Source organism: Pseudomonas sp. HLG18 (assembly GCF_051903985.1).
GTDB classification, from domain to species: Bacteria; Pseudomonadota; Gammaproteobacteria; order Pseudomonadales; family Pseudomonadaceae; genus Aquipseudomonas; species Aquipseudomonas fluorescens_BT.
Window position 1 is genome coordinate 2,568,353 of the sequence record NZ_CP195831.1, and the last position, 26,079, is coordinate 2,594,431.

Genomic DNA, 26,079 nt, shown 5'->3' on the forward strand with positions numbered 1-26,079 from the left:
AAGCGCCTCGTGATTGTCGTGGGCGACGGTCGATTCGTTCGACAGTCTCGATCTTGTTGCCGGGCAAACCGACGGTGCCACCCTGCCTGCCCAGCCTTAAGGCAGTCTGAAGATAGACTGCCCGTAAACTTTTTTTCACCTTCAGACTTCGTTAAGAAATGGTCTGGATACTTCCCTCGAACCTAATGAGGGAGGCGTTCAGCCCATGCCCGATCCCGTCTGGAATATTCCCCTGCCCCTGCACTTCGGCCAGGCCGAAACACCGCCGATGACGTTGACCGCCGCCTTGCCGGACGATGCGCTGCGCGAGACGTTCGAAGCCTTCATCCAGCATCGATTCCGCAAGGCACATGGCGCCGACATCCGGCACTTCATGCCCGAGCTGTTCGGTGTTCACACCGGCGATGGCGAGTTGTGCGCGGTGGCCGGGGTACGCCGCGCCCATCTTGAACCGCTGTTTCTGGAGCGTTACCTGGACGAGCCTATCGAGCCTTTGATCAGTGCCGCTGCCGGTAAACCGGTGGAGCGCCGTGACATTGTCGAAGTCGGCAACCTCGCCTCCAGCGATGCCGGCAGCGCGCGCTTGAGCATCATCGCCATCACCTATCTGCTGGCCATGGGTGGCCTGGAATGGGTGACCTTCACCGGCAATGTCGGGCTAGTCAACAGCTTCCATCGTCTGGGCCTCAAACCCGTGACATTGTGCGCCGCGGATCCGGAACGCCTGGGTGACGAGCGTCAACACTGGGGCAGTTATTACGAAAGCAAGCCTTGGGTGCATGTCGGTAATATCCGCGCCGGCTTCTTTCATTTGCGCAATATCGGCCTTTTTACCCGGCTTGGCCTGCAGACCTCGCTGGAAGGAGCCTGCCATGTCGCTTGAACGGCAACAATTCCAGGAAACCCTGCGCAGCCATGCCCGGCGCAACGACAACACTATCGCGCTGTGGGGCGACAACCTGAAGCTCGATTACACGACGCTGTACAGCGAAGTGATGTATCGCCAGCAACGTCTGCGCGATGAACACGTGACGGTCATTGCACTGGCATTGGAAAACGGGGTCCAGGCAATGCTCTGGGATCTGGCGGTGCTGTTCGAAGGTTTGACGTGCGTGACTCTGCCACCGTTTTTCAGCCCGGCTCAACGCGCCCATTGCCTGGAGCAGAGCAAGGCGCAATGGGTGATCGCGGGACCGGAGCTGGAGCGAGAGTTACGCGCCGCAGGGTATGAACAACACGGCGAGTTCTGGCACCGCCGCTTCAGTGGACCCAGTGGGTTGCTCCCAGGCACCGCCAAACTGACATTCACCTCCGGCACCACCGGCACCCCGAAAGGCGTATGCCTGAGCGCAGACAGCCTGCTTCGGGTGGCACGCGAACTCGATCAGGCCAGCAAACCCACTGCACCGCGCCATCACCTGGCGTTGTTGCCGCTGGCGATTCTGTTGGAAAACCTCGGTTGTTACGCCGCGTTGTATGCCGGCGCTACACTGAGTGTGCCAAGCCAGAAGACCCTGGGCATCCAGGGGGCCAGCAGTGTCGACGTGCCGCGCCTGCTTGACTGTCTGGCCAGTCGGGCGCCCGAAAGCCTGATTCTGGTGCCGCAACTGTTGTTCCTGTTGGTCAGTGCCGCCGAACAGAAAGCCTTCGATCCGCAATCCCTGCGTTTTGCTGCGGTCGGTGGTGCGCGGGTTTCCGCAGATCTGTTGCAGCGTGCCCAACGAGTGGGCCTGCCCGTGTACGAGGGTTACGGATTGTCCGAGTGCGCCTCGGTGGTCTGTCTCAATCGTCCCGGGGCGTGCCGTCCGGGAAGCGTTGGCCGCCCTCTTCCCCATGTGGAGGTGCGCCTGGCCGAAGACGCAGAGGTACTGATCAAGGGGTCGACCCTGCTCGGTTATCTCGGTGAGCCGGCCTGCACCGAGCAGTGGTGGCCGAGCGGCGATCTGGGTGAATTCGATCCGGAAGGTTTTCTCTATCTCAAGGGTCGCAAGAAGCATCAGTTCGTCACCAGTTTCGGGCGTAACGTCAACCCGGAATGGGTCGAGTCGGAACTGACCCAACGCCGTCACATCGCCCAGGCCTTCGTCTACGGCGAAGCCATGCCCCATAACCACGCCCTGCTCTGGCCACACAGCCCGGCGTGTACCGATGCGCAACTGGCGGCCGATGTCGCCGCCGCCAACGAGGCCTTGCCCGACTATGCCCAGGTGCACCACTGGACACGCCTGACGCACCCGTTCACCGCGTCCAACGGTCTGCTCACCGCCAATGGCCGCCCGCGCCGCGACGCCATCGTTTCGATGTATCAGGCGCAACTGACTGAATTCGCCAAATCCCAGGAGTCCGCATCATGAGTTTTTTCGACACCCTGCAAGAAGCCACGCACGAGGAGCGTCATGCGCTGTTCAACCTGCCGATCATCCAAGATGCCCTGCAGGGCAAGGTCAGCCTTGAGAGTTACCGGGCATTTCTTGCCCAGGCCTACTACCACGTACGCCACACCGTACCGCTGATGATGGCGTGCGGTGCTCGCCTGCCGACGCACCTTGAATGGCTGCGCAAGGCGGTGTGCGAATACATCGAGGACGAATATGGACATGAGCAATGGGTGCTGGACGATATCGAAGCCTGTGGCGGCGACCGCGAGGCCGTGCGCGGCGGGCAGCCGTCACTGCCGATCGAATTGATGGTCAGCTTCCTTTACGACCTGATCGCCCGGGGCAACCCGGTGGGTCTGTTCGGTATGGTCAATGTACTGGAAGGCACCAGCATTGCCCTGGCCACCCATGCGGCGGGCAGTATCCGCGAGCAACTGGGGCTGCCGGAAACCGCTTTCAGTTACCTCAATTCTCACGGCGCACTCGACATCGAGCACATGCAAACCTATCGGCACCTGATGAATCAGTTGCAGGATCCCGCCGACCAGGCCGCGGTGATCCACGCCTCAAAAGTCGTCTACCGGCTCTACTCCGATATGTTCCGTGGCCTGCCCCGCGATGCGGAGGCCCATCATGCAGTTGCATGAAGCCCGGGTGGTCCTGACCGGTGCCAGCGGCGGCATCGGCCTCGCCATCGCCGACGCCCTTTGCGCAGCCGGCGCGCAGGTACTGGCAGTCGCCCGGCATCAGGCACGTTTGCAGCCCTTGCTCGAGCGTTATCCGCAGAACCTGTGCTGGGTCGCCGCCGATCTGACATTTCTGAGCGACCGGCGCAAGGTGCTGGCCGCCGCCGAGGCGATTGGCGGCCTCAACCTGCTGATCAACGCGGCCGGGATCAATCACTTCGCCATGCTCGAACAGCTCGACGACAGCGAAATCAACGCGATGCTGGCGGTGAACATCAGTGCGCCGATCTGCCTGACCAGACTGTTGCTGCCGCTACTCAAGCAGGCTGACAGCGCAATGGTGGTCAATGTCGGTTCGACTTATGGTTCGATCGGCTACCCCGGCTATGCCAGCTACTGCGCAACCAAGTTCGCCTTGCGCGGGTTTTCCGAAGCCTTGCGCCGCGAGCTGGCTGACACCCATGTCGGCGTGTTGTACGTCGCTCCCCGAGCCACCCGCACATCGATGAACAGTCCCGCAGCCCAGGCACTGAACGATGCGCTCAACGCCAGCGTCGACGACCCGCAAGCCGTGGCCACGGCAGTGGTGCATGCGATTGCCGGTGATCGACGCGACCTCTATCTGGGCTGGCCCGAGCGTTTTTTCGTGCGCCTGAACAACCTGCTGCCCAATCTGGTGGATCGCGGTCTGCGCAAGCAGTTGCCATTGATTCGTCGCTTGAGTGAAAAAATCGACAACGAGACGCCAAAGCCATGAAACCACTCTTCGCACCTGTGTTGCCGGGTGCCTCGCACGCTCCGGGCACTGGACGCCGTCGATCAGCCGCGACAACCTGTGCTCGCGGGGCGATCATCTCTACCGTCAAAAACGCTACGCTGAAGCCAGGGCGACGCTGCTCAAGGCCCGGCAGGCCGCTCCCCACGCTGGCCGGGAAAGTGCCGATAGCGGGCACCACGAAGAAATCGACGCGTTGCTGGTGGACGTGAACAAGAAACTCGAATGACAGGAGTCCGTGTGCGTTTATTACTGATCGAGGATGACGTAGCGCTCGGTGAGGGCATTCACCAGGCGCTGGGGCGCGAAGGTTATACCGTCGACTGGCTTAAGGATGGCAGCAGCGCCCTGCACGCCTTGCTCAGCGAAACCTTTGACCTGGCGGTGCTGGATCTTGGCCTGCCACGCATGGACGGCCTCGATGTACTGCGCCGGGTCCGGGCCAGCGGCGCCAACCTGCCGGTGCTGATCCTCACGGCTCGAGATGCCACCGAGGATCGCATCGCCGGTCTCGACGCCGGTGCCGACGATTACCTGGTCAAACCCTTTGATCTGGCTGAGCTCAAGGCACGCCTTCGCGCCTTGCTGCGGCGCAGCGCCGGCCGCGCACAGATGCTGATCGAGCATGCCGGCATCAGCCTCAACCCCGGTACCCAGCAAGTCAGCTATCTGGGCGAACCGGTGGTGCTGACGCCCAAGGAGTATCAACTGCTGCATGAATTGTTGTCGCCGCCGGGACGGGTCCTGACCCGCGATCACTTGACGCGACTGCTCTATGGCTGGAACGAAGAAGCCGAAAGCAACACCCTGGAAGTGCACATTCACCACCTGCGGAAAAAATTCTCCACCGAGCTGATCCGTACCATCCGTGGTGTGGGGTATCTGGTGGAGGATCGTCAATGACCTCGATCCGTCGCCGTACCCTGACCCTGATAACCGGCCTGCTGCTTGCCGGCCTGTTGGTACTCAGTGTGTTCAACCTGCACGACAGCAACCATGAAATCGCCGAAGTCTACGACGCGCAACTGGCGCAGAACGCGCGTCTGCTGCAGGGCGTCATGCGCATGCCTCTGACGGGGCACGAACACGCGGACCTGTACCGCGCCTTTAACGCTGCGCTGGCTGAAGGGGTCCCTCGGGGCGACGGCCATCCCTATGAGCGAAAGCTCGCCTTTCAGGTGTGGAATGCCAGGGGCGAGGTATTGGTACACACCGTCAGCGCACCGACGTTCACCACGCCGCCGTCCCAGCCCGGCTTCAGCGATGTGGTGGACCTGGACCAGCGCCAGTGGCGAGCCTTCATCCTCGAAGACCCGCAGAACGGTTTCCGTATCTGGGCCGGCGAACGCAGTGATGTCCGTGCCGACCTGGTCGACCGCATCGTCCGTCACACGCTATGGCCGAACGTGGTCGGCAGCCTGATCCTCGCGGCGATGGTCTGGCTCGCCATCGGCTGGGGGCTCAAGCCCCTGGCCAATATGGCGGCGACCCTTCGTGCCCGGCACAGTGGTTCCCTTGAACCCTTGCAACTGACACCGTTGCCCAGCGAGCTGGAACCCATGCAGGCGGCGCTCAATCGCATGCTTGCGCAGATTCAGGAAGTACTGGGGCGCGAACGTCGCTTCATTGCCGATGCCGCTCATGAAATGCGCACGCCGCTGGCCGTGTTGCGTTTGCATGCGCAAAACCTGCAGGAAGCCGGCACCGAACAGGAACGGCGCGAATCGCTGGAGTTCCTGATCGCAGGCGTGGACCGTACCAGCCGTCTGGTCAACCAGTTGCTGACCATGGCCCGCCTGGAACCCACGGCCGACAAGCCCGTTCGCCCACTAATCGACCTCGGCGAAACCGTGCGCAACACGCTGGTGCAACTTACGCCGTGGCTGCTGAGCCGGCATCTGGAAGTGGCATTCGATGCCAGCGACCACCCTTTCAACGTTCACGCCGATGCGGCCGTCATCGACATCGCGCTGAACAACCTGATCACCAATGCCGCCAATTTTTCACCCGAGCATGGCGTGATTTCAGTGTTTCTTCATCAGGCAGACGGCTTCTATCACCTGAGTGTCGAGGATCAGGGGCCAGGCATTGATGAAGCGGACAGGCCCCGGTTGTTCGAGCGCTTTTACAGTCGGGGCAATCCACAGGGGGCAGGACTGGGATTGGCCATCGTCAACACCATCGCAACGCGCTTGCACGGGCGCGTCACGCTGGCCAACCGGGCAGAGGGCGGGTTACGGGCGACGTTGTCGATTCCGGTCGGCTGAGCATTGCGCGGTTTGCCGTTCAGAAGAGAACTCAAGATGACACGATTGGCCGTGCGGCAGCGTCTGACTCGGCGGATTCCATTCGGGAGCGCTGCAAGGTTTCCGGCAGCGTCACCCACAGCAACATGAGCGCCACCGCCGCAACGGCGGCCAATGTCAGAAACGCAGCACTGTACCCCGCCTCCTGAACCACAATCCCCGCCAGGCTGTTGCTCAATGCCGCGCCCAGACCGAACACCGTCGAGATCGCCCCGAGGCTGACATTGAAGTGCCCGGTCCCCAGCGTCAGGTCTTTCACCACCACCGGAAACAGCGCGCCGAAAATCCCCGCGCCGATGCCATCGAGCAACTGCACCGAAACCAGCCACCACGGATCGTTCGACAGCACATACAACACGCCGCGCAACGGCAGGATCAGAAACCCCGCCAACAGCAAGGGCTTGCGTCCCCACAGATCGGCCTTTGCTCCCACCAGCAGCGCGACCGGCACCATCACCAACTGCGCCGCGACGATGCAGGCGGACGTAAGTGGCGTGGCCATCTGCAGATTGGCCTGCGCCAGTTTCTGACTCACCAGCGGCAACATCGCCGCGTTTGCCAGATGAAACAGCGCGCAGCAAATCGCAAACATCAGCAACGGTCGGTTGGTCAGCAATACGGAAAAGCCCGAAGGCTGCTTGCTCTGCCCCGACCCGCTCGGTGCAAGACCTCGGGCGAGATCGTGATCAATGGCCTCTGCCGATACGAACGAAACGGCAATCACGCTGGCCAGCGCCATGACCGCCATCAAATAAAACACCGCGACCGGGCCGAACAGATACGCGGACAAACCGGCCAACAGCGCCGCGCAGGCGTTGCCGGCGTGGTTGAAGGTTTCGTTGCGCCCGGTTCTGCGCGTAAACGCGCGAGGTCCGGTAATGCCGAGGGTGATCGCGCAGATGGCCGGCGCGAAGATCGAAGCGGCAACGGCACTGATGGCTTGCGTCACGGCCACCAGGGTAAACGACGTCACGAACGGCAACAGCAGACAGCTTGCGGTGACCACCAGCGCGGCCATCGCGATCAGCGCCCGTTTGAAGCGTGTGCTGTCGACCAGCGCACCCGCCGGGGTTTGCGTGATGAGCGCGGCGATCCCGGCAATCGTCATGACCAGCCCGATACTCGCCGGCTCCCAGTGGTGAACCGCCAGCAAGTAAATCGCCAGATAGGGACCGAGCCCGTCGCGTACATCGGCGAGGAAGAAATTCAGGCTGTCGAGGGACAGGTTGTTGCGGTGATCGAGGTGAGTAGCCACGGGTAACTTCTTCGTTGTCGAGGTTCTGCGAAATGACTCAACCTCCGCAAATCGAATGACCTTTTGCCAAGCGTTTTAGTTGCATGAAACAGCCGTCTTTACTGGCCCATCAACAACTCGCGCTCGCCTTCGCACAACCCCACCACGTAATCCCAGACCACTCGCAACCGCACCGACTTGTGCAGCTCGCGCCGCGTGCTGATCCAGTAACTGCGCTCGATGCTCTCATCCGGCAACAGCGGCACCAGATCCGGGTCCGACGCCGCCATATAGCAAGGCAGCACCGCAATCCCCAGCCCCGAACGCGCCGCCTGCTGCTGGGCAATTACGCTGGTGCTGCGAAACACCACACGCGGATTGCGGCAGAAGCTGTTGAGAAACATCAGCTCCTGACTGAACAGCAGATCATCCACGTAACCGATCCAGGCATGTTGGCCAAGATCTTCGCGGGTACGCAGTGGCGGCGCATGGTCGAGGTAAGCACGGCTGGCATAGAGCGCGAGCCGATAATCGGTGAGTTTGCGGGTGACCAGCATGTCCGCCGCCGGGCGCTCCAGGTGAATGCTGATTTCCGCCTCGCGATTGAGAATGCTGACGAAACGCGGCACTGCCACCAGCTCCACTTCCAGCCCCGGATAGCGCTCGAACAATCCGATCATGCGGCTGGCCAGGAACATGATGCCCAGCCCTTCCGTCACGCCGACGCGAATCTTGCCCAGTGGTGCCGTGGACTGGGTGATTTCTTCCTGAGCCAGCAGCGCGACATTTTCCATGGCTTCGGCGTGCTTGAGCAGCGCCTCCCCCGCCGGGGTCATTTCGTAGCCTTGGGCGTGCTGGACGAACAGCGCGGTGCCGAGGCTTTTTTCGATGGCCTCGATGTGCCGAGCGACGGTGGCGTGAGTGGTGTTCAGGCGGCGGGCAGCGGTAAGCAGTCGGCCACTGCGCTGCAACTCAAGAAAGAACCGCAGGTCGTTCCAGTCGAACATGGCTTGTCCTTGTCGGCTATCGTCAGAAAGTGCTGTTTGAAAACGCACAGCGGCTGCGCAAAAACTAACATTCTTTTGACGAAAGCTAACAACTAGGATGACTGATAACAAAAACAATAAGCGAGGTCAGGGAATGCAGACTTCCCTCGATGAATTCGATTACATCGTTGTCGGCGCCGGGCCGGCCGGGTGTTTGCTGGCCAATCGGCTGTCGGCGGATCCGCAGCAGCGTGTGTTGCTGCTGGAGGCCGGCGGGCGTGACAACTATCCGTGGATTCACATACCCGTGGGTTACCTGTTCTGCATCGGCAACCCCCGCACCGACTGGTGCTTCAAGACCGAAGAACAACCGGGCCTCAATGGCCGCGCGCTGAGTTATCCGCGCGGCAAGGTGCTGGGCGGCTGCTCGTCGATCAACGGCATGATCTACATGCGCGGCCAGGCCAACGACTATGACGGCTGGGCTGCCGAGGGCAATCCGGGCTGGGCCTGGAACGATGTGCTGCCGCTGTTCAAACAGAGCGAAAACCACTTTGCCGGCGCGGCGGACTTTCATGGCGACAAGGGTGAATGGCGGGTCGAACGCCAGCGCCTGTCCTGGCCGATTCTCGACGCCTTTCGCAGCGCTGCCGAGCAGAGCGGTATCGCCAGCATCGATGACTTCAATCAGGGCGACAACGAGGGTTGCGGCTACTTTCAGGTCAATCAGAAGGCCGGGGTCCGCTGGAATGCGGCGAAGGCGTTTCTGAAGCCGATTCGAGATCGCGCCAATCTTACGGTGTTGACCGACGTCGAGGTTGATCGGGTGCTGTTCGAGGATGGCCGCGCCGCAAAGATCAGCGCACGTTGGCAGGGTCAGGAAAAGCGCTTCAAGGCGCGCAAAGAGATCGTGTTGTGCGCAGGCTCCGTGGGCTCGCCAGGCATTCTGCAACGCTCCGGGATCGGGCCGCGTCCGCTTTTGGAAAAACTCGGGATCGGCGTGGTGCATGAATTGCCGGGGGTTGGCGGCAACCTGCAGGATCACCTGCAACTGCGCCTGATCTACCAACTGGAAAACGCCCGCACCCTCAACCAGATCGCCGGCAGTGTGTGGGGCAAGATGGGCATGGGCCTGCGCTATCTGTATGACCGCAGCGGGCCATTGTCGATGGCGCCAAGTCAGCTGGGCGCGTTTGCCCGCTCGGGGCCGGAACAGACCTCGGCCAATCTCGAATACCACGTGCAGCCGCTGTCGCTGGAGCGTTTTGGCGAGCCGCTGCACAGCTTCCCCGCGTTCACCGCTTCAGTGTGTGATTTACGTCCGCAGAGCCGTGGCCGGGTCGAGATCCGCTCCGCCGATCCGCAAACAGCACCGCTGATTCAGCCCAATTACCTCAGCCATCCCGAAGACCTGCGCGTCGCCGCCGATGCAATCCGCCTGACCCGCCGCATCGTCAGCGCCCCGGCCCTGCAAGCCTTCAACCCGGTGGAGTACCTGCCCGGCGCCAGCCTGCAGACCGAAGAACAACTGCACGAAGCAGCGGCGAAGATCGGCACGACGATTTTCCACCCGGTCGGCACCTGTCGCATGGGCAACGACGCAGATGCGGTGGTCGATGCGCAATTGAGGGTGCACGGCGTGCCGGGCCTGCGGATTGCCGATGCGTCGATCATGCCGCGCATTACCTCCGGCAACACCTGTTCGCCTACGCTGATGATTGCTGAAAAAGCGGCACAGCTGATTCTCAACCCCGAGACCAGGAACATCACACCGAAAACCGAAATGGCTCACACCCTGTAGACATCGCGCTTCACCCGGACACGCAACACCAGTGGAAACAACAAAAACAATCACTGTGAGGGATACCGATATGTCAGAACACGTTCAGCCGCTGGACGCCGTGCGCAGCGCGGACGCCAGCCCCGATACCCGAAAGGTCATCTTCGCCTCGTCCCTGGGGACGGTGTTCGAGTGGTATGACTTCTTTCTCTACGGCGCCCTGGCGGCGGTGATCAGCAAGCAGTTCTTCGCCGGGGTCAACGACACCACGGCGTTCATCTTCGCGCTGATGGCGTTTGCCGCAGGCTTCATCGTGCGGCCGTTCGGGGCGCTGGTGTTCGGTCGGTTGGGGGACATGATCGGGCGCAAATACACCTTCCTCGCGACCATCATCCTGATGGGCGTGGCGACGTTCGCGGTGGGCCTGCTGCCGACCTACGCCAGCATTGGCATCGCCGCACCGATCATTCTGGTGGTGCTGCGCATGCTTCAGGGCCTGGCCCTGGGCGGCGAGTACGGCGGCGCCGCGACTTACGTCGCGGAACACGCGCCGATCGGCAAGCGCGGGTTCCACACCAGCTGGATTCAATCCACCGCGACCCTAGGCCTGCTGCTGTCGCTGCTGGTGGTGCTCGGTTGCCGCTACTTCACCGGTGATCAGTTCGAAGTCTGGGGTTGGCGTATTCCGTTCCTGCTGTCGATCGTGCTGCTGGGCATTTCCACCTGGATTCGCCTGAGCCTGCACGAGTCGCCGGCCTATCTGAAGATGAAAGAGGAAGGCAAGGCCAGCAAGGCGCCGATCCGCGAATCCTTCGGCAAATGGGAAAACCTCAAAGTCGTGCTGATCGCCCTGTTCAGCATCAACGCCGGGCAAGCGGTGACCTTCTACGCCGCGCAGTTCTACGTGCTGTTCTTCCTCACCCAGTTCCTGAAAATGGACCCGGCGGTGGCCAACAGCTTGCTGATCATCAGTGTGGTGATCGGCGCGCCATTCTTCATCATTTTCGGTTGGCTGTCGGACAAGGTCGGGCGCAAACCGGTGTTGATGCTCGGCCTGTTGTTAGCCACGGCGCTGTACTTCCCGATCTTCAAATCCCTGGCCCACTACGCCAACCCGGCGATCGATCAGGCCAGCCAACAGGCGCCAATCACCGTGGTGGCTGACCCTGCCACCTGCACCTTCCAGTTCGACCCGGTAGGCAAGGCCAAATTCGACAGCCCGTGCGACAAGGTCAAGACCTTCCTGGTCAAGCAAGGTCTGCCCTACTCCAGCGTCGCCGCCCCGGCGGGCAGCGCGGTGCAAGTGAGCGTCGGCGATGTGAAACTCGACGGCTTCGACGAGGCCGCCCTGCGCGGCGCGATCACCCTCGCCGGCTACCCGCAACAGGCCGACATGCAGCAGATCAACAAACCGATGATCGTGGCCCTGATCGTCGGCCTGATCATCATCTCCGCCATGTGCTACGGCCCGCTCGCGGCGCTGATGGTCGAATTGTTCCCGACCCGCATCCGCTACACCTCGATGTCCCTGCCGTACCACATTGGCAACGGCTGGTTCGGTGGTTTCCTGCCAACCGTGTCGTTTGCGCTGGTGGTGTACACCGGGGATATTTTCTACGGGCTGTGGTATCCGGTGCTGATTACCGGGGTGAGCCTGGTGGTGGGGATGATCTGCCTGCGTGAGACCAAGAATATCGATCTGGACAAGAACTGATTGATCGACGTGTGGCGGGGGCGCAATGCCCTCGCCACCCTGCTGGATCTCAAACCTCCGCCTCCAGCAATTCAAACTTCACCTGATCGGGATAGAACGCCACGTAGTCCTTGATCTGGCTGACCGAAATCTTCGGATGTTCGTACGTCCACACCGCGTTCGCCCCCTCATGCCCCGGCACTTGCAGACTGAAATAGTTGGCGTCGCCCTTGTACGGGCAGTAGGTGGTGTGGTCGGTGCGGGCGAAGTACTTCTCGTCGATGTCTTCGCGGGGGATGTAGTAGACCGGTGGGTAATTGGCTTCCAGCAGCACCAGCGCTCGGGCCGAGGCGGCGACTTGTATGCCGTGGAATTTCACAAGGAGGCAGCCAGGCTGCTCGGCGATGGTGATGACGGGGCTGGGACCGGAGGTTTTCATCGGTTTCTCCTGACTGCGGCGAAGGCACCGGTTCAGGTATAACCCATGCGGGGGGATCTCGTCGGGTTCGCAGCCGAACGGCCTTTGCGCTCTTAAAAAAACGCAGCCCGCGAAGGCTGCGGTTTTTTCGTTTTCAGATCAGGCGACGATATCGGTCGCCACGGCCTGCCCCACCACACCCACGGCGAAATCCACCGAACCCTGGCCTGTCAGGTCGATCATCAGGCTGGTCTGGTTGGTCTCTGTGAAGTAAGTGAGGATCGCGTCGCCCGCGTGGCCGGTGAAGCCGCTGACGAAGTTCAGCGTGGCTGCGCCGGTGGCGAACCCGGCGATGCCCGACAGGTCGATCTTGTCCAGGCCGCTGGTGAAATCCATGATCCAGTCCGGCGCGGTCATGGTCGAATCGCTGGCCGCGCCGAACACGAAGGTGTCCGCGCCTTCACCACCCCACAGCGAATCACCGCCGCCACCGCCGTAAATGATGTCGTTGCCGGCGCCACCGATCAGGTCGTTGGCCGCCGCGTTGCCGATCAGCAAATCATTGCCCGAACCGCCAATGGCGTTTTCCACGGTCACGCCGTGAGCGATGGACACGTTGCCCACCAGACCGCCGACGTCAGAGAACGAACCTTCATTGAGGTTGATCTTCTGGTTCTGGCTGAAGCCGGAGAAATCCAGGGTGTCGTTACCACCGCCATCCCACACCGAGAACACCACTTTCGAAGTGTTCGACGTGGCGCTGTAGAAGTCGCGATCGGCGTTGGAATTGAAGCCGTACACAGTGTTGTCGGCACGGGTTTCGAGGTTGGCACCGTAGAGTTTCTGCACCGCGACGATGTCGTCCATCAACGGTGCCGAAGCGTAGGCGCCGCTGCCGTCCTTGCTGAAGTTCTGGTCGGTGTTGGCCTCGCTCCAGTAGCTCATCAGGCTGTAGCCACGGGTGTCTTCGGCGTATTTGGCGTCACCGTAGGTCGGGTTGCCGTTGCCGGCGTTGTAGGCGCCCGGGTGCGACAGGCCGAGGGTGTGGCCGATTTCGTGGGTCAGGGTCTGACGCCCGTAGTTGTTGGTGTCCGGGGTCTTGTTGACCTGATATTGATCGTTGATCAGATACCACGATTGACCGTCGTAGCTGCTGCCCTGCGGCAGGTAGGCGAACGCTGCGCCGCCGGTGCTGACGTCGTAGTTGCCGAAGGTCATGTGACCGTCACCGCCCTTGCCCTCGGTGAAGGTGACTTTGGCGACATCCGACCACGACTGCATCGACAGCACAGCCTGGGCTTTCTGCTGGGCACTGAACTCGCTGAAGTTGCCGAGTTTCGGGTTGTAGTTCGACGGTTTGTCGGTCAGGAAGGTGTAAGTCAGATCAATCTTGCCGTCGGCGTTCTTGTCTTGCCAGGACATGCCCTTGCGCAGGATTTCGGCAGCGGCCTGGTCGGCGGTGAACGACGGTTTGCCGTTGACGGTCCCGGTGCCACGGTCATACAGGTGGCTGAAGGTGTCGACAGCAGTGAAGGCGCTGCTGGCCTGGGAGGAAGGTTGAGACATGGTGTACGTCCTTGTTGCTGAAGAGTCAGTGTCAGACAGTAAAACGGCGATCTTCTGGCGAGATCGTCCTGTCACTCGCCCTTTTGAGGCGACTCGAACCTGACACAGTGCCGGGCGTGAACGCCATTCAATTTCTCGATAGCGTCCCCGATTGCCCCGGCGACGCCTGTCATCACCGGCAACTCTTTTATCTGTATATCCATACAGATAAAAGTTGCCCCGGCGCCCGACTCAGGCCATTCTGTGCGCCTCTTCGGGCAATGATCGACGACGGTGGTTATGCGGCTGTACCTCTGTGAAAAACCTTCCCAGGCCAAGGATATTGCGGCCGTGCTGGGCGCAAAGCGCCGAGGCGACGGCTGCTGGCTGGGAACGGACGTCACGGTGACCTGGTGCATCGGCCACCTGCTGGAAACCGCGCCGCCGGACGCCTACGACGCCAAATACAAGCGCTGGGTGCTGGCGGACCTGCCGATCATCCCGGACAAGTGGAAAATGACCGTCAAGCCGCGTACCGCCAGCCAGTACAAGGCCGTCAAGCGCCTGCTGGGCGAGGCCAGCGAACTGATCATCGCCACCGACGCCGACCGCGAAGGCGAGATGATCGCCCGGGAACTGGTGGAGCATTGTCGCTATCGCGGGCCGATCCGCCGCTTGTGGCTGTCGGCGCTGGACGAAGCCTCGATTCGCAAGGCGTTGGCGGCGCTCAAGCCGGGCGCCGAAACCTTCAGCCTGTATCACTCGGCACTGGGCCGCTCACGGGCGGACTGGCTGATCGGGATGAACATGAGTCGCCTGTTCACCCTGCTCGGCCGGCAGTCCGGTTATCAAGGCGTGCTGCCGGTAGGCCGGGTGCAGACGCCGACGTTGCGGCTGGTGGTGGATCGCGACCGCAGCATCGCCGATTTCGTGCCGGTCGCGTACTGGGCCATCGATGTGCAACTGCTGCACAACGGCACATCGTTCACCGCCCAATGGCGCGCCCCGAACGATGCCTGCGATGATCAGGACCGCTGCCTCAATCAGGCACTCGCCCAGCAAGCGGCCGCCGCAATCGGCAGCGCCGCCAGCGCCCGGGTGGTCAAGCTGCGCACCGAGCGCATGCGCGAAGTAGCGCCCCTGCCCTTCGATCTGGGCACCTTGCAGGAGGTCTGCTCGAAGAAGCTCGGCCTCGGCGCCCAGGAAACCCTCGACATCGCCCAGGCCCTCTACGAAACCTACAAAGTCATCACCTACCCGCGCAGCGATTGCGGTTACCTGCCCCTGAGCCAGCACAGCGAGGCACCGGGGATTCTCACGGCGTTGCGTCAGGCCGATCCGGGCCTCGAAGCGTTGCGTGACCATCTGGAGCCACAGCGCCGCTCCCGCGCCTGGAACGACGCCAAGGTCAGCGCTCACCACGGCATCATCCCCACCGCTGCCGCGAAAAATCTGGAGCGCCTGACCGGCAAGCACCGCGCGGTCTACACGCTGATTCGCGCGCGGTATCTGGCGCAGTTTCTGCCCAATCATGAATACGACCGCACCCAGGCCGATTTCGATTGCGCCGGGGAGGCCTTGCGCGCCGTCGGCAAGCAAATCATCGAACCGGGCTGGAAACGCGCATTGCCCGAAGCGCTGGCCCCGGCCAAGGGCCGTGAAGCCCCCGCGCCACAAACGCTACCGACACTGACCCAAGGTGCCGAATGCGCCGTGGCGGACGTGAAGCTCAAGGACCTTTGGACGCAACCGCCCAAACCCTACACCGAAGGCGACCTGATCAAGGCGATGAAGAACGTCGCCAAACTGGTGGAAGATCCGCTGCTCAAGCAGAAACTCAAGGACACCACCGGCATCGGCACCGAAGCCACCCGCGCCTCGATCATTCAAGGCCTGCTGGATCGCGGTTATCTGGTGAAGAACGGCAAGGAATTGTCCGCCACGCCCGCCGCGTTCAGCCTGATCGACGCCGTGCCGCGCGCGATTGCCGACCCCGGCACCACGGCAATCTGGGAACAGGCGCTGGACATGGTGCAGAGTGGCGAGATGAGTCTGGAAGAGTTCGTCACCAAACAGGCGGCGTGGATGAGCAAGCAAGTGACCCGTTGTGCCGGGTTGAGCCTGACCATCAGCGGCCCGCCGCCTGCCGGCAAGTCCGCAGCACCGTGGAAGAACAAGCGCAAGACCACCCGGCGAAAAACCACGGGTACCGGCAAACGTACGGCAAAACCGGCTGCCAGATAGCTCGTTGCGCGCTACTGTTTCTGCAGTGATTGTCAGGAGCCTGCGGCATGTCTGTCATCGAACTGCGCGTCGCCCGGCGCGACGAACTGGAAACACTCGAAAACCTGATGCAGTTCTACACCTATGACTTCAGCGAGTGGGTGCCGTTGAAGTTGGGCGGGCATGGTTTTTTCCCGATCCAGTTGAAAGACGATTACTGGCGTCAACCGGCGACCCGGCCATTCCTGATCCACGTCGACGATGAGCTGGCGGGGTTCGTGACCGTGGACGACCACCTCCTCATCGAAGGCGCCGACTACAACATCGGCTACTTCTTCGTCAGCCGACGCTGGCGTGGCCAAGGTGTCGCGCAGTTTGTCGCCTCTGCCCTCTTGAGCCACCTGCCCGGTCGATGGCAGATTTTCCATGTCGACGCCAACCTGCCTGCGCAGCGGTTCTGGGCCCGACTCATCCCCGAGCTGAGCGGCGGCGACTTTACCCGCCAGACCAAAACCGTGGATGGCTACCCCTGCACCTTCTACGGCCTGCGAAGCCTTTCTCCCGCTGCCTGAAGCCCCCCTTTTTCATTCCAGAATGACTTTGTCCGACAATATGTAGTGACTAAAAATAATCACTACAAAACCGTTGACGGCGTCGTTTGGCTTTTGCATGATGCAGACGTCTCCCCGATCGGGAGCACTGGCAACACGCTTGAGCAAGCTCGTCTGACCGCCGAGCTGTTTTTTCCGGATACACGCTGCCCACAAGGCAGATTGAAGAAGCTGACCTGGCCTGAACGTCCAGTACAAGGACGAGAAGCGCTGGCGAAAATTCTCAAGACGCTTGTGGTCGACCCTGAAAACGTCGTCAAGGAGCCTCCCGGTTTTCGCTGCTTCTCCTCGTTGTGACGCTATTGCGTAGCAGTTATTCAACACGACTACATGCAACAGACGCATGACCCCGTACTTCACACGGGCGACCGCTGACGTCCTGGTTTCGGTGCCAGGGATCAACTAACCGATGGGCTACCTGTATTAGCGAATCAACTTTGAAAGATCACCAGACTGGTCAAGGGGCAATATCATGAATCTGAACAATCAACCTACTATCGAAGAACTGGCTCGTATGTTCGCTGCACAAAAAGACAGCCATGACAGCCATATTCTGTGGATCAGCAAGTCGGGTCAGGTGCATATCGACTGCCTGTCGCCCCATGCTGGTGAAGAAGAGTTCGACCGGAACAACCAGAACCTGCTGGCCCGCCTGAAGATGTACCGCCGCGGCCACGGCTACGTCGGCAAGAAAGCCGCGGCCGACAAGGACTTCATCGGTAATGTTCTGCAAACGCTGAAACAGGCGTGGGACTCGATGCAGAACAAGAACGAAGTTCGGGTGATTGATCGGTTCTGCTAAGTTGAACTTTCAATAAACAAAAGGGCCTGCTTCCGATAAGGAGCAGGCCCTTTTTTATTGATCGCAAACCCTGTTCATGAACGGCTTTCCAGCACCATCTCCATGAACGCCACAGATGCCGCACTGTGATAGTTGTTCTGGCGCCGCAACAACGCCGCTCCCCGCTGCGGCGCCTCACTCTCCACACGTAACCGACGCAACGCTCGATCCTCGGTCGCAATCGCCTCCGGCAACATGGTCGCAATCGGCGCATGCCGGATCACCTCCAGCAACGTGCTCACCGAATTCACTTCGATCTGCACCGTGGGCGCAATCCCATGCTGACGGAAATACTCGTCAATCGACAACCGCGTGATGAAGTCCGGTGCCAGCAAGGCGAAATCCAGTTGCGCAATGTCATCCGGCGTCAGCACTGCAGCGCTGTCATACAACGGATGCCCACGCCCGACCATCACTCCCAGCGTCTCGACAAACGCCGGAATGCATTCAATGTCCGGGTTGCGCACCGGAGTGAAGGCAATCGCGATGTCCAGCGAGTCATCCGCCAGCCCGGCCTCGATGTCATCCATCGAAAGCTCGAAAATCTCCAGGTGAATCCCCGGATAACGCGCCACGTAGTCTCGCACCAATGGGCCGACCAGATACGCCATGAAGGTCGGGGTCATGGCCAGGCGCAACGAGCCTCGGGACAGATCCTTCACGTCATGCAACGCGCGTTTGCCCGCCTCCAGCTCCACCAGCACCCGCCGCGCACATTCTATGTAGGCCTGACCGGCGTCGGTGGGTTTGACCGAACGCGAGGTGCGATCAAACAAATCCACACCGAGGCTTTCTTCCAACTGGCGGATCTGTTGCGACAAGGTCGGCTGCGACACATGCAGCGCCTCGGCCGCCCGGGTGAAGCCACCGTGATCGGCCACGGCCAGCAGGTATCGCAAATGTCGCAACAGCATGGGACGCTCCATCTATAGGCAGTGCTTATGCTTTGCATTGTATATCGGTCTTGGACGCTATGGATCAATCAGCAGAAGATGAATCCCACACAGCAAGCCAACCCCGAAAGGAGAAGCACCATGCAATCCCAAGCCTACAACGACAGCCGCATCGCCCTGACCACCCGCGCCCTGGATGCCAAGGCTCAGAAAAACCTGTCGTGGCAGGATCTGGCCGACGGCACCGGCCTGAGCCTGGCCTACGTCACCGCCGCCCTCCTCGGCCAGCATCCACTGCCGAAAGCCGCTGCCGAAGTGGTCGGCGACAAGCTTGAGCTGAGCGCCGAAGACGTCGCCGCCCTGCAAATCATCCCGCTGCGCGGCAGCCTCGACGGTGTGCCGACCGACCCGACCATCTACCGCTTCCACGAGATGATCCAGATCTACGGCACCACCCTGAAGGCACTGGTTCACGAGCAATTCGGTGACGGCATCATCAGCGCGATCAATTTCAAGCTCGACATCAAGAAAGTCGAAGATCCTGAAGGCGGTTCCCGCGCCGTGGTCACCCTCGACGGCAAGTTCCTCCCGCTGCGTCCGTTCTGATCCCTCCGGGCCCGCACCTCGCGTGCGGGCTCATCCAAACCTGATTCGCCAAGTCGTCACCCCACCTGCCTGGAGGCTGCCCCATGCAAAAAATTCTGTTGACCCTGGCCCTGCTCGCCGGCCTTGCCGCCCAGGCCCAGGCTGATGAAGAGGCCGTCGCCTATCACTACGGCATGTCTCTGGATATCGCTGAAGTCGTGAGCATCACCCCGGTCGCCGACGTCTGCGGTGTAGTGCCGGTCGAGATGACTTACCTCGACAGTCACGGCGCAAAACACATTCTTCAATACAGCGAGTTCGGCACCGGCTGCTCGAACTGAGAGGACTGCCCCATGAAAAACCTGATCGAAGGCTTTCTGAAGTTCCAGAACGAAGCGTTCCCGCAACGCACTGAACTGTTCAAACACCTGGCGACTACCCAAACCCCGGGCACCTTGTTCATCACTTGCTCCGACAGCCGTGTAGTGCCCGAACTACTGACGCAACAAGAACCCGGCGAGCTGTTCGTGATCCGCAACGCCGGCAATATCGTGCCGTCCTACAGCCCGCATCCGGGCGGGGTTTCGGCGACGGTGGAATACGCGGTAGCCGTGCTCGGCGTGACCGACATCGTGATCTGCGGTCACTCCGATTGCGGCGCCATGACCGCCATCGCCCAGTGCAAATGCATGGATCACCTGCCCGCCGTCAGCGGTTGGTTGCAACATGCCGAGTCGGCGAAAGTGGTCAACGAATCACGGCCACACGCCAATGACGCGGCCAAGCTGAGTTCGATGGTGCGCGAGAACGTGATCGCCCAACTGGCGAACATCCAGACCCACCCGAGTGTGCGTCTGGCCCAGGAGAAAGGCTTGCTGAACCTGCACGGCTGGGTCTACGACATCGAGACCGGTTCCATCGATGCCCTCACAGCCGACCGTCGCACCTTCGTCTCGCTGGCCGAACAGCCGTCGACGTGCGCAGTGCATGGCCAAACGGTCGATGCCGCCTGAACCGAACGCCCCGCACCTGTCGGGGCGTTTGCTTTGTATCAGCGTGTAGCCAGCACCCCGCCAGACACAGTTCCATGCACCCGAACCGGGAGGCGGACACATCCCCGATACAGCGAACGCCTTGAATAAGCCCGAACGCTGCATCCCCTCCTCCCGACACAAGGAACACTCGATGAACAAGCTGTTTGCAGGACTGGCCCTTACCGCCGCCATGGCCGGTGCCACCTCGGCGATGGCCGCCGAGAAACCCACCGTGGTGCTGGTGCACGGTGCCTTTGCCGATTCCAGCAGTTGGAACGGTGTGGTGAAGATTCTGGAAAAGGACGGTTATCCGGTAATCGCGGCGGCCAACCCGCTGCGTACGCTCAAGGGTGATGCGCAATCGGTCGCCGACGTGCTGGCCGGCATCAAATCGCCGGTGGTGCTGGTCGGCCATTCTTATGGTGGGCCGGTGATCAGTGAAGCCGCGTACGGCAACGCCAACGTCAAGGCACTGGTGTATGTGGCAGCGCTGGCGCCCGAAGCGGGTGAAACCGTCGCCGGGCTGGCCGGAAAATTCCCCGGAAGCACCCTCGGCCCGACTCTGGCGCCGCCCGTTGCGTTGAAGGACGGCGGCAAGGATCTGTACATCCAGCAGGACAAGTTCCACGACCAGTTTGCCGCCGACGTACCGAACGCCGACGCGAAACTGATGGCCGCGACTCAGCGCCCCGTTACCGAGGCGGCGCTCAACGAAGCCGCCAGTGAGCCAGCGTGGAAGACGATTCCGTCATGGTTCGTGTATGGCGACAAGGACAAGAACATCCCGCCGCAAGCCATGGCGTTCATGGCCGAACGGGCGCACGCCAAAAAGACCCTTGTGGTCAAGGGTGCGTCCCACGTGGTGATGGTGTCGAATCCGAAAGCCGTGGCCAGCCTGATCGAATCCGCCGCCACCGCCAAGTGACAAGAAGACGCCGCGCCTGTCATTGCGACAGGCGCGGCGTTTTTGTTTTAGCGTTTTACACCCAGATCGACCTGGGTCATGCGGCTGCGGACGGTGAACACACCGTCACCCGAGAGAATCGCGCTGCGAGCAAACAGGCGACCGCTTTCCCAGTTCGAAAGCCCCAGCTCCGGCTTGTTCAGCGCATATTGACCATCGACCCAACGGGTGATGCCATTGCCCACGAACGGCGCGTTGACCGCGCTGTAAAAACGCTCCTGAACCGCCGCGTCTTCGCTGATCAACGATACGGTGAACTGCGGGCTGTAGCGGTTGAACAGTGCGATGGCCTGGTCCAGATCGTCGACGATCATCAGGCTGGTTTCCGGGGTTTCTTCCCATTCCCACTCGCGGCCCAGTTGCGCTTCCGGCAGCGGCTCGGCCAGGGCTTCGGTCTGGTAACCCTCGGCGCGATAGACCTCGACCGTCGCGTTCTGCCAGTCGCTCGGCAGGTAGCTTTCGCTGCCTTCGACGATGTGCAATTTGCAGCCCTGACCGCGCGCAGCACCGGCCTGTTGCAAGGCGTCGAGGAACAACGGCACCAGTTCAGCGGCGCGATCGCGCTGGATCAGGCAGACGTTCAAGGTGTTGCAAACCTTGCGATCCAGCGAGTTGCGTACCACGGCGGCGAAGCGTTTGGCGTCGGCATCACGATCGGCAATCAGCCACGCGCCACCGGTGCCGTGCAGGCTGACAGCGGTGCCGGCCTGCTGGGCAATGCTGCCCAACTGGCTGACCGCACGGCCCGAACCACGGGCCACGGCCAGCGACAGACGCCGGTCGGCGAACATCGCCCAACCGGCGGCGTGGTTGACGCTCTCCACCAGCGACACCGCCCCCGCCGGCAGACCGGCATCGGCCAGTGCCGGGTTCAGGGCATGGGTGACGATGGCTTGTGCGGTGCCCAATGCATCGCTGCCAATGCGCAGTACGGCTGTGTTGCCGGTGCGCAATACACCAGCGGCGTCGGCGAAGACGTTCGGCCGACCTTCGAACACGAACGCAACGATGCCCAGCGGCGACACCACCTGCTCGACCTTCCAGCCGTCATGTTCGACGCTGCTGATCACCTTGCCACGGGTGGCAGGCGCGTCACGCCAGGCACGCAGGCCGGCAATCATGTCGCGGCGCATGCGCTCGTCGGCGAGCAAACGGGTAGTCGAACGACCGCGAGCCTTGGCCCGTTCGATGTCGGCGAGGTTGGCGGTTTCGATGAGTGCCCAGGCGTCCGGGTTTTCCAGGCGTTGGGCGAACAGATCGAAGAAGCGGCTGATGGCCTCATCCGACACAGCGGACAACGCGGTAAACGCCGCCGCTGCACGCTCGATCGCCACCGATGCGGCCTGCTGATCCGCCACCGGAATCAGCAACAGCTCGCCGCTCACCTGCTCCACCAACAGGTGGTCGCCGGGTCGGAAACGCTCGGCCAGTTCGGGGCTGACCACGGTGACGCGGTTACCGGCGAAAGGGATAGGCGTGCCAGCGACGAGACGTTCGAGCGCGAGAGACATGGAGCGGATTCACCATATTGAGGGCGGCCGGAAAATGTATAGGTTGGCCTCCCTCAAAGCAACACAGGCTCAGAACACCGACCAGCCGATCCGCGAACTGAGCATTTCCAGCGCCGCCATGCCCGCCAGCGAGTTGCCCGCCGCATTGAGTTCCGGCGACCACACGCACACCGTGAACTGCCCCGGCACCACCGCGACGATGCCACCGCCGACACCGCTCTTGCCCGGCAGGCCAACGCGGTAGGCGAAGTTGCCGGCTTCGTCGTACAGACCGCTGGTGGCCATGATCGAGTTGACTTGCTGGGTCTGGCGGCGAGTCAGGATCTGTTCGCCGCTGTGCTTGCAATAGCCGTCGTTGGCCAGGAAGCAGAACGCCCGGGCCAGGTCGATGCAGCTCATGCGCAACGCGCAGTGGCTGAAGTAGCTGCGCAGCACCGCTTCGACGTCGTTGTGGAAGTTGCCGAAGGATTGCATCAGGTAGGCCATCGCCGCGTTGCGTGCGCGGTGCTGGTATTCGGAATCGGCGACCTTGCCATCGACCATCACCTGCGGATTGCCCGACAACCGACGCACGAAATCACGCATCGACAACGCCGGGGCGGCAAAGCGCGACTGGTTGATGTCGCAGATCACCAGTGCTCCGGCATTGATGAACGGATTGCGCGGGCGCCCGCGCTCGAACTCCAGCTGCACCAGCGAGTTGAACGGCTGGCCGGACGGCTCGTGACCCAGGCGTTCCCAGATTGCCTCGCCGGAGTGTTCGATGGCCTGAACCAGGCTGAACACCTTGGAAATACTCTGCACCGAGAACAACGTCTCGGCATCGCCGGCGCAATACATTTCGCCGTCGTTGCCATACACGGCGATGCCCAATTGGTCCGGCGGCACGGTGCCGAGGGCGGGAATGTAGTCAGCCACCTTGCCCTGCCCGATCAGGGGCCGGACAGCGTCAAGGATCTCGTTCAACAGCGCTTGCATGCCGGGTCTCGAAGTCTCGCCCCATGGGATTGCGGGGACACGGTGGCTAGACGCTGCGCCCGCCGGCCGAATCACACCGCGTTCGTGTATCGCACTGTATACGGCATGGCTACGGACACACCACGAGCACAAATCCCCCCGCTGGCGACACATCCCCGATACAGCCCGACGCTCAAATGAACCTGTCGATCGGCAGCCCCGATCAAGCCTTTGAACTCACATTTTTATCGGAGATTCACCATGACCAAGCTCTCGAAAACTTCTTTGACGCTCGGCCTGCTGTTGGCTGGCGGCCTGGCCCTGTCCAACGCGGCTTCGGCTTCCGAGGCCTTCAGCGTCAAGCAACTGGATCACGGCTACAGCCAGGCCCAGGCCGACACCCCGGAAAAAACCTCGGAAGGCAAGTGCGGCGAAGGCAAGTGCGGTGCCGGCGAATAACCCTCTTCACGGGGCACGTCGGTGCCCCGTTTTCCCTTGATTGAACGGAGCCATCCCATGACCACTGCTCTCTCGACCGTCGTCAAAGGCCTGCACCTGAATCTTGATCGCGCAGGCCAATGGCTGGCGCCGCTGACCCTGCGCCTGTTTATCGCCTGGGAGTTTTTCGAATCGGGCCTGGAGAAATTCAACGGCCAGAACTGGTTCGAAGACATTCAGGAGCGGTTCCCGTTTCCCTTCGATCGTATGCCGGCCACGCTGAACTGGGAGCTGTCGATGTGGGCCGAGCTGATCTGCGCCCTGGCGATCCTGATCGGGCTGGGTACGCGGCTCTCGGCGATTTCGCTGATCGTGGTGACGGTCGTCGCCACCGCTGCGGTGCACTGGCCGGCAGACTGGTCGTCCTTGAGCGAACTGGCCCAAGGCTACGCGATCACCAACAAAGGCTTCGGCAACTTCAAGCTGCCGGCGATCTACCTGGCCGCACTGGTGCCGCTGGTGTTCGCCGGGGCCGGCAAGTTGAGCGTGGATGCGTGGCTGGCGCAGTGTTTCTGGAAACGCGCCAGCCACTGAAGATCAAGGCGCCCGGTCGAGCCCCGCCAGCAATGCGCTGTCACGGCTGTAGATGTCCGGCGCGTACACCAGCCGGCCCTGCCCGTCGACCTGCGCCGTCCAGTAAGTCATGAGGATCGGCACCGGATTGCTCAGGCGAAACTCATGGGTGGTGCCGGTGGCGAGCAAGGTGTCGGTGCGGGCCCTTTCCGCCGGGCTGAGCAGGAAGTCGCGCAGTTTCATCGGATGCTCGACCCGCACACAACCGGAACTGAACGCCCGTGGCCCCTTGTCGAACAGCGCCTTGCTCGGTGTGTCGTGCAGGTACACCGAGAACGGGTTGGGGAAACGGATGACCATTTGCCCCAGCGGGTTGCGCGGCCCGGCGTCCTGGCGCAAAAGGATATTGCCGGGGTTGTCCCAGTCGATGTCGGCAGCAGCCAGTGGCTGGCCGTTGGCGTCGAGCACTTGCAGGTTCTGACGGCTGAGGAAGGTCTGGTCCTTGCGGATCTCCGGCAGCTTGTCCTCCTTCCAGATGGTCGGCGGCACGGTCCAGGTCGGGTTCAGCGTCAAGCGAGTGACCCGGGATTTGAGCAACGGTGTCTGGCGTTCGGCGCGACCGACCTGGGTGCGGGTCTGCCACACCGGCAGGCCGCCCTGATACAGGGTCAGTTCGGCAGCGGCAACGTTGACCAGCAGGCCGTCGGGCTCCATGTCCTGGGCCAGCCAGCGGAAACGCTCAAGGTTGACCCGCAGCTGTTCGCGGCGAGTCAGTGGGCTGATGTTCATTTCGGCAATCGTTCCCGGCCCGACCACGCCGTCGGCCTGCAACGAATGGCTGGCCTGGAAGCTTTTCACGGCCTCCACCAAAACACCGTGATAAGCGTTGTCCGGCGTGCCGACCACATGGCTCAAATAACCTTCGCTGTACAGCCGCCTGGCAAGTTCCGGCACGCGTTTGTCTTCCATGTCCGGGCGCAGCAGCGGCCCGTTGCCCACCGATTGCCAGTGCGGCAAGGCCTGCAGGCGTTGCGCGGCGTAGAGGTGGCGCAGATTCTGGTATTGCGCCAGGCGCGGGCGGGCCAGATCGAAGGCGGCGGCAACGTCATGCATGCCTGGCACGGCGATGGCGAGCAGCTCCGCCTGTCGGTCACGGGGCGTATCGTCGGCATGCCAAAGCGGCTCGAAGTGAGACTGCAGAAGGCGACCGTAATGCAGGTCCTGCAAGGCCTGCAGGTAGTTGCGGCTGATGTCGATGTCAGCGCACAGCTCGCCATCCTGCGGGGCCGTGTCGGCGACCGGATAGCGTTTCGGATTGAGGCCATCGTCGGCCAACAGCTGCAATTGCGCGTGCAAGGCCGGCAATTGCCCGGCCGCCGCCCAGACCGGCATCCAGTCCTGCTGCTGGTAGAAGGACTGCAACTGCTCCAGGGCCGGGCCGCTGAGACGGGCGGCAATCGCCGGGCAAGCCTGCGGCAGACCGATCAGCACGGCGTGCAACGGACTTTGCGGCTCCACGGGCACTTGCGCCGGGAGTGCCGGCAATGGCTCTTCGGCGCAAGCGACAAACGGCGCAGCGAGCAAACAAATGCTCAAGTAGCATGCGTACTTTTTGAACAACTGCTTTACTCCAATCCATGGCCGTCTT

General features: G+C 61.9%; 27 protein-coding genes. 18 read left to right on the plus strand and 9 right to left on the minus strand.

The window, feature by feature from the left end; translation table 11 throughout:
* Positions 1-205: 205 nt before the first annotated feature.
* From ACSPX5_RS11735 to ACSPX5_RS11765, 7 genes are read left to right on the plus strand one after another with little or no spacing between them, the layout of a single operon-like run.
* On the plus strand, positions 206-883 hold the full coding sequence (locus ACSPX5_RS11735; RefSeq protein WP_169430775.1) for a thermostable hemolysin: 678 nt from the start codon (positions 206-208) through the stop codon (positions 881-883).
* Positions 873-2,354 (plus strand): AMP-binding protein, encoded by a 1,482-nt coding sequence (locus ACSPX5_RS11740; RefSeq protein WP_207866490.1) that lies wholly within the window; start codon positions 873-875, stop codon positions 2,352-2,354. Before ACSPX5_RS11735 ends, ACSPX5_RS11740 begins: the two co-directional genes overlap by 11 nt.
* On the plus strand, positions 2,351-3,025 hold the full coding sequence (locus ACSPX5_RS11745) for a TenA family transcriptional regulator (protein WP_207866488.1): 675 nt from the start codon (positions 2,351-2,353) through the stop codon (positions 3,023-3,025). The genes ACSPX5_RS11740 and ACSPX5_RS11745 overlap by 4 nt, the downstream gene beginning before the upstream one ends.
* Positions 3,012-3,821 carry an SDR family oxidoreductase gene (locus tag ACSPX5_RS11750; RefSeq protein WP_207866486.1) on the plus strand — a complete coding sequence of 270 codons (810 nt, stop codon included), beginning with the start codon at positions 3,012-3,014 and terminating at the stop codon, positions 3,819-3,821. The genes ACSPX5_RS11745 and ACSPX5_RS11750 overlap by 14 nt, the downstream gene beginning before the upstream one ends.
* Positions 3,787-4,068 (plus strand): hypothetical protein, encoded by a 282-nt coding sequence (locus ACSPX5_RS11755; RefSeq protein WP_439822060.1) that lies wholly within the window; start codon positions 3,787-3,789, stop codon positions 4,066-4,068. The genes ACSPX5_RS11750 and ACSPX5_RS11755 overlap by 35 nt, the downstream gene beginning before the upstream one ends.
* A gap of 11 nt (positions 4,069-4,079) precedes the next feature.
* Positions 4,080-4,742 carry a response regulator gene (locus ACSPX5_RS11760; RefSeq protein WP_439821753.1) on the plus strand — a complete coding sequence of 221 codons (663 nt, stop codon included), beginning with the start codon at positions 4,080-4,082 and terminating at the stop codon, positions 4,740-4,742.
* Positions 4,739-6,106, plus strand: a complete 1,368-nt coding sequence (locus ACSPX5_RS11765; RefSeq protein WP_439821754.1) for an ATP-binding protein — start codon at positions 4,739-4,741, stop codon at positions 6,104-6,106. Before ACSPX5_RS11760 ends, ACSPX5_RS11765 begins: the two co-directional genes overlap by 4 nt.
* Positions 6,107-6,137: 31 nt before the next feature.
* Here ACSPX5_RS11765 and ACSPX5_RS11770 read toward each other — a convergent pair whose 3' ends face one another.
* Positions 6,138-7,400, minus strand: coding sequence for an MFS transporter (locus ACSPX5_RS11770; RefSeq protein ID WP_439821755.1), 1,263 nt, complete (start codon positions 7,398-7,400; stop codon positions 6,138-6,140).
* Between the two features lie 98 nt (positions 7,401-7,498).
* Positions 7,499-8,386, minus strand: a complete 888-nt coding sequence (locus tag ACSPX5_RS11775) for a LysR family transcriptional regulator (protein WP_169430782.1) — start codon at positions 8,384-8,386, stop codon at positions 7,499-7,501.
* Between the two features lie 133 nt (positions 8,387-8,519).
* Here ACSPX5_RS11775 and ACSPX5_RS11780 point away from each other — a divergent pair, with 133 nt between their 5' ends.
* Both ACSPX5_RS11780 and ACSPX5_RS11785 read left to right on the plus strand, forming a co-directional pair.
* Positions 8,520-10,166, plus strand: coding sequence for a GMC family oxidoreductase (locus ACSPX5_RS11780; RefSeq protein WP_439821756.1), 1,647 nt, complete (start codon positions 8,520-8,522; stop codon positions 10,164-10,166).
* 70 nt (positions 10,167-10,236) lie between these two features.
* Positions 10,237-11,859, plus strand: coding sequence for an MFS transporter (locus ACSPX5_RS11785; protein WP_439821757.1), 1,623 nt, complete (start codon positions 10,237-10,239; stop codon positions 11,857-11,859).
* A 49-nt stretch (positions 11,860-11,908) separates the two neighbouring features.
* Here the strand turns inward: ACSPX5_RS11785 and ACSPX5_RS11790 are convergent, their stop codons facing one another.
* Entirely contained in the window at positions 11,909-12,277 is a 369-nt protein-coding gene (locus ACSPX5_RS11790; RefSeq protein WP_085602857.1) for a DUF427 domain-containing protein, read from the minus strand.
* A 138-nt stretch (positions 12,278-12,415) separates the two neighbouring features.
* The gene (locus tag ACSPX5_RS11795) at positions 12,416-13,822 is read right to left on the minus strand and encodes a serralysin family metalloprotease (protein WP_323160261.1); all 1,407 of its coding nucleotides are present in this window, start codon (positions 13,820-13,822) and stop codon (positions 12,416-12,418) included.
* Positions 13,823-14,101: 279 nt separating this feature from the next.
* Between ACSPX5_RS11795 and ACSPX5_RS11800 the strand changes: the two genes are divergently transcribed.
* Positions 14,102-16,045 carry a DNA topoisomerase III gene (locus ACSPX5_RS11800; protein ID WP_439821758.1) on the plus strand — a complete coding sequence of 648 codons (1,944 nt, stop codon included), beginning with the start codon at positions 14,102-14,104 and terminating at the stop codon, positions 16,043-16,045.
* 47 nt (positions 16,046-16,092) lie between these two features.
* On the plus strand, positions 16,093-16,596 hold the full coding sequence (locus tag ACSPX5_RS11805; RefSeq protein WP_207866466.1) for a GNAT family N-acetyltransferase: 504 nt from the start codon (positions 16,093-16,095) through the stop codon (positions 16,594-16,596).
* A 12-nt stretch (positions 16,597-16,608) separates the two neighbouring features.
* On the opposite strand, the gene ACSPX5_RS11810 is transcribed toward ACSPX5_RS11805, so the two are convergent.
* Positions 16,609-16,980 (minus strand): hypothetical protein, encoded by a 372-nt coding sequence (locus tag ACSPX5_RS11810; RefSeq protein ID WP_169428213.1) that lies wholly within the window; start codon positions 16,978-16,980, stop codon positions 16,609-16,611.
* A 127-nt stretch (positions 16,981-17,107) separates the two neighbouring features.
* Here ACSPX5_RS11810 and ACSPX5_RS11815 point away from each other — a divergent pair, with 127 nt between their 5' ends.
* Positions 17,108-17,437 carry a hypothetical protein gene (locus ACSPX5_RS11815; protein WP_047293552.1) on the plus strand — a complete coding sequence of 110 codons (330 nt, stop codon included), beginning with the start codon at positions 17,108-17,110 and terminating at the stop codon, positions 17,435-17,437.
* A 74-nt stretch (positions 17,438-17,511) separates the two neighbouring features.
* On the opposite strand, the gene cynR is transcribed toward ACSPX5_RS11815, so the two are convergent.
* Positions 17,512-18,390, minus strand: coding sequence for a transcriptional regulator CynR (gene cynR, locus ACSPX5_RS11820; protein WP_439821759.1), 879 nt, complete (start codon positions 18,388-18,390; stop codon positions 17,512-17,514).
* Positions 18,391-18,510: 120 nt separating this feature from the next.
* Between cynR and cynS the strand changes: the two genes are divergently transcribed.
* The 4 genes from cynS (at position 18,511) to ACSPX5_RS11840 (ending at position 20,913) form a co-directional block, all read left to right on the plus strand.
* Positions 18,511-18,975: a cyanase gene (gene cynS / locus ACSPX5_RS11825; protein ID WP_011334741.1), complete on the plus strand. Its 465-nt coding sequence runs from the start codon at positions 18,511-18,513 to the stop codon at positions 18,973-18,975.
* Positions 18,976-19,058: 83 nt separating this feature from the next.
* Positions 19,059-19,295, plus strand: coding sequence for a DUF2790 domain-containing protein (locus ACSPX5_RS11830; protein ID WP_323160258.1), 237 nt, complete (start codon positions 19,059-19,061; stop codon positions 19,293-19,295).
* 12 nt (positions 19,296-19,307) lie between these two features.
* The gene (locus ACSPX5_RS11835; RefSeq protein WP_169430795.1) at positions 19,308-19,967 is read left to right on the plus strand and encodes a carbonic anhydrase; all 660 of its coding nucleotides are present in this window, start codon (positions 19,308-19,310) and stop codon (positions 19,965-19,967) included.
* A 172-nt stretch (positions 19,968-20,139) separates the two neighbouring features.
* Positions 20,140-20,913: an alpha/beta fold hydrolase gene (locus tag ACSPX5_RS11840; RefSeq protein ID WP_207866457.1), complete on the plus strand. Its 774-nt coding sequence runs from the start codon at positions 20,140-20,142 to the stop codon at positions 20,911-20,913.
* Between the two features lie 47 nt (positions 20,914-20,960).
* On the opposite strand, the gene ACSPX5_RS11845 is transcribed toward ACSPX5_RS11840, so the two are convergent.
* Together ACSPX5_RS11845 and glsB are read right to left on the minus strand one after the other, a co-directional pair.
* Positions 20,961-22,463 (minus strand): aldehyde dehydrogenase family protein, encoded by a 1,503-nt coding sequence (locus tag ACSPX5_RS11845; protein WP_439821760.1) that lies wholly within the window; start codon positions 22,461-22,463, stop codon positions 20,961-20,963.
* Positions 22,464-22,532: 69 nt separating this feature from the next.
* Positions 22,533-23,441 carry a glutaminase B gene (glsB, locus tag ACSPX5_RS11850; RefSeq protein WP_085711458.1) on the minus strand — a complete coding sequence of 303 codons (909 nt, stop codon included), beginning with the start codon at positions 23,439-23,441 and terminating at the stop codon, positions 22,533-22,535.
* 240 nt (positions 23,442-23,681) lie between these two features.
* Here glsB and ACSPX5_RS11855 point away from each other — a divergent pair, with 240 nt between their 5' ends.
* Together ACSPX5_RS11855 and ACSPX5_RS11860 are read left to right on the plus strand one after the other, a co-directional pair.
* Positions 23,682-23,879, plus strand: a complete 198-nt coding sequence (locus ACSPX5_RS11855; protein ID WP_207866453.1) for an HvfA family oxazolone/thioamide-modified RiPP metallophore — start codon at positions 23,682-23,684, stop codon at positions 23,877-23,879.
* 57 nt (positions 23,880-23,936) lie between these two features.
* Complete coding sequence (locus ACSPX5_RS11860) at positions 23,937-24,452, plus strand: HvfX family Cu-binding RiPP maturation protein (protein WP_439821761.1); 516 nt, start codon at positions 23,937-23,939, stop codon at positions 24,450-24,452.
* Positions 24,453-24,455: 3 nt separating this feature from the next.
* Here the strand turns inward: ACSPX5_RS11860 and ACSPX5_RS11865 are convergent, their stop codons facing one another.
* Positions 24,456-26,051: a L,D-transpeptidase family protein gene (locus ACSPX5_RS11865; RefSeq protein ID WP_169430800.1), complete on the minus strand. Its 1,596-nt coding sequence runs from the start codon at positions 26,049-26,051 to the stop codon at positions 24,456-24,458.
* Between the last annotated feature and the right edge of the window lie 28 nt (positions 26,052-26,079).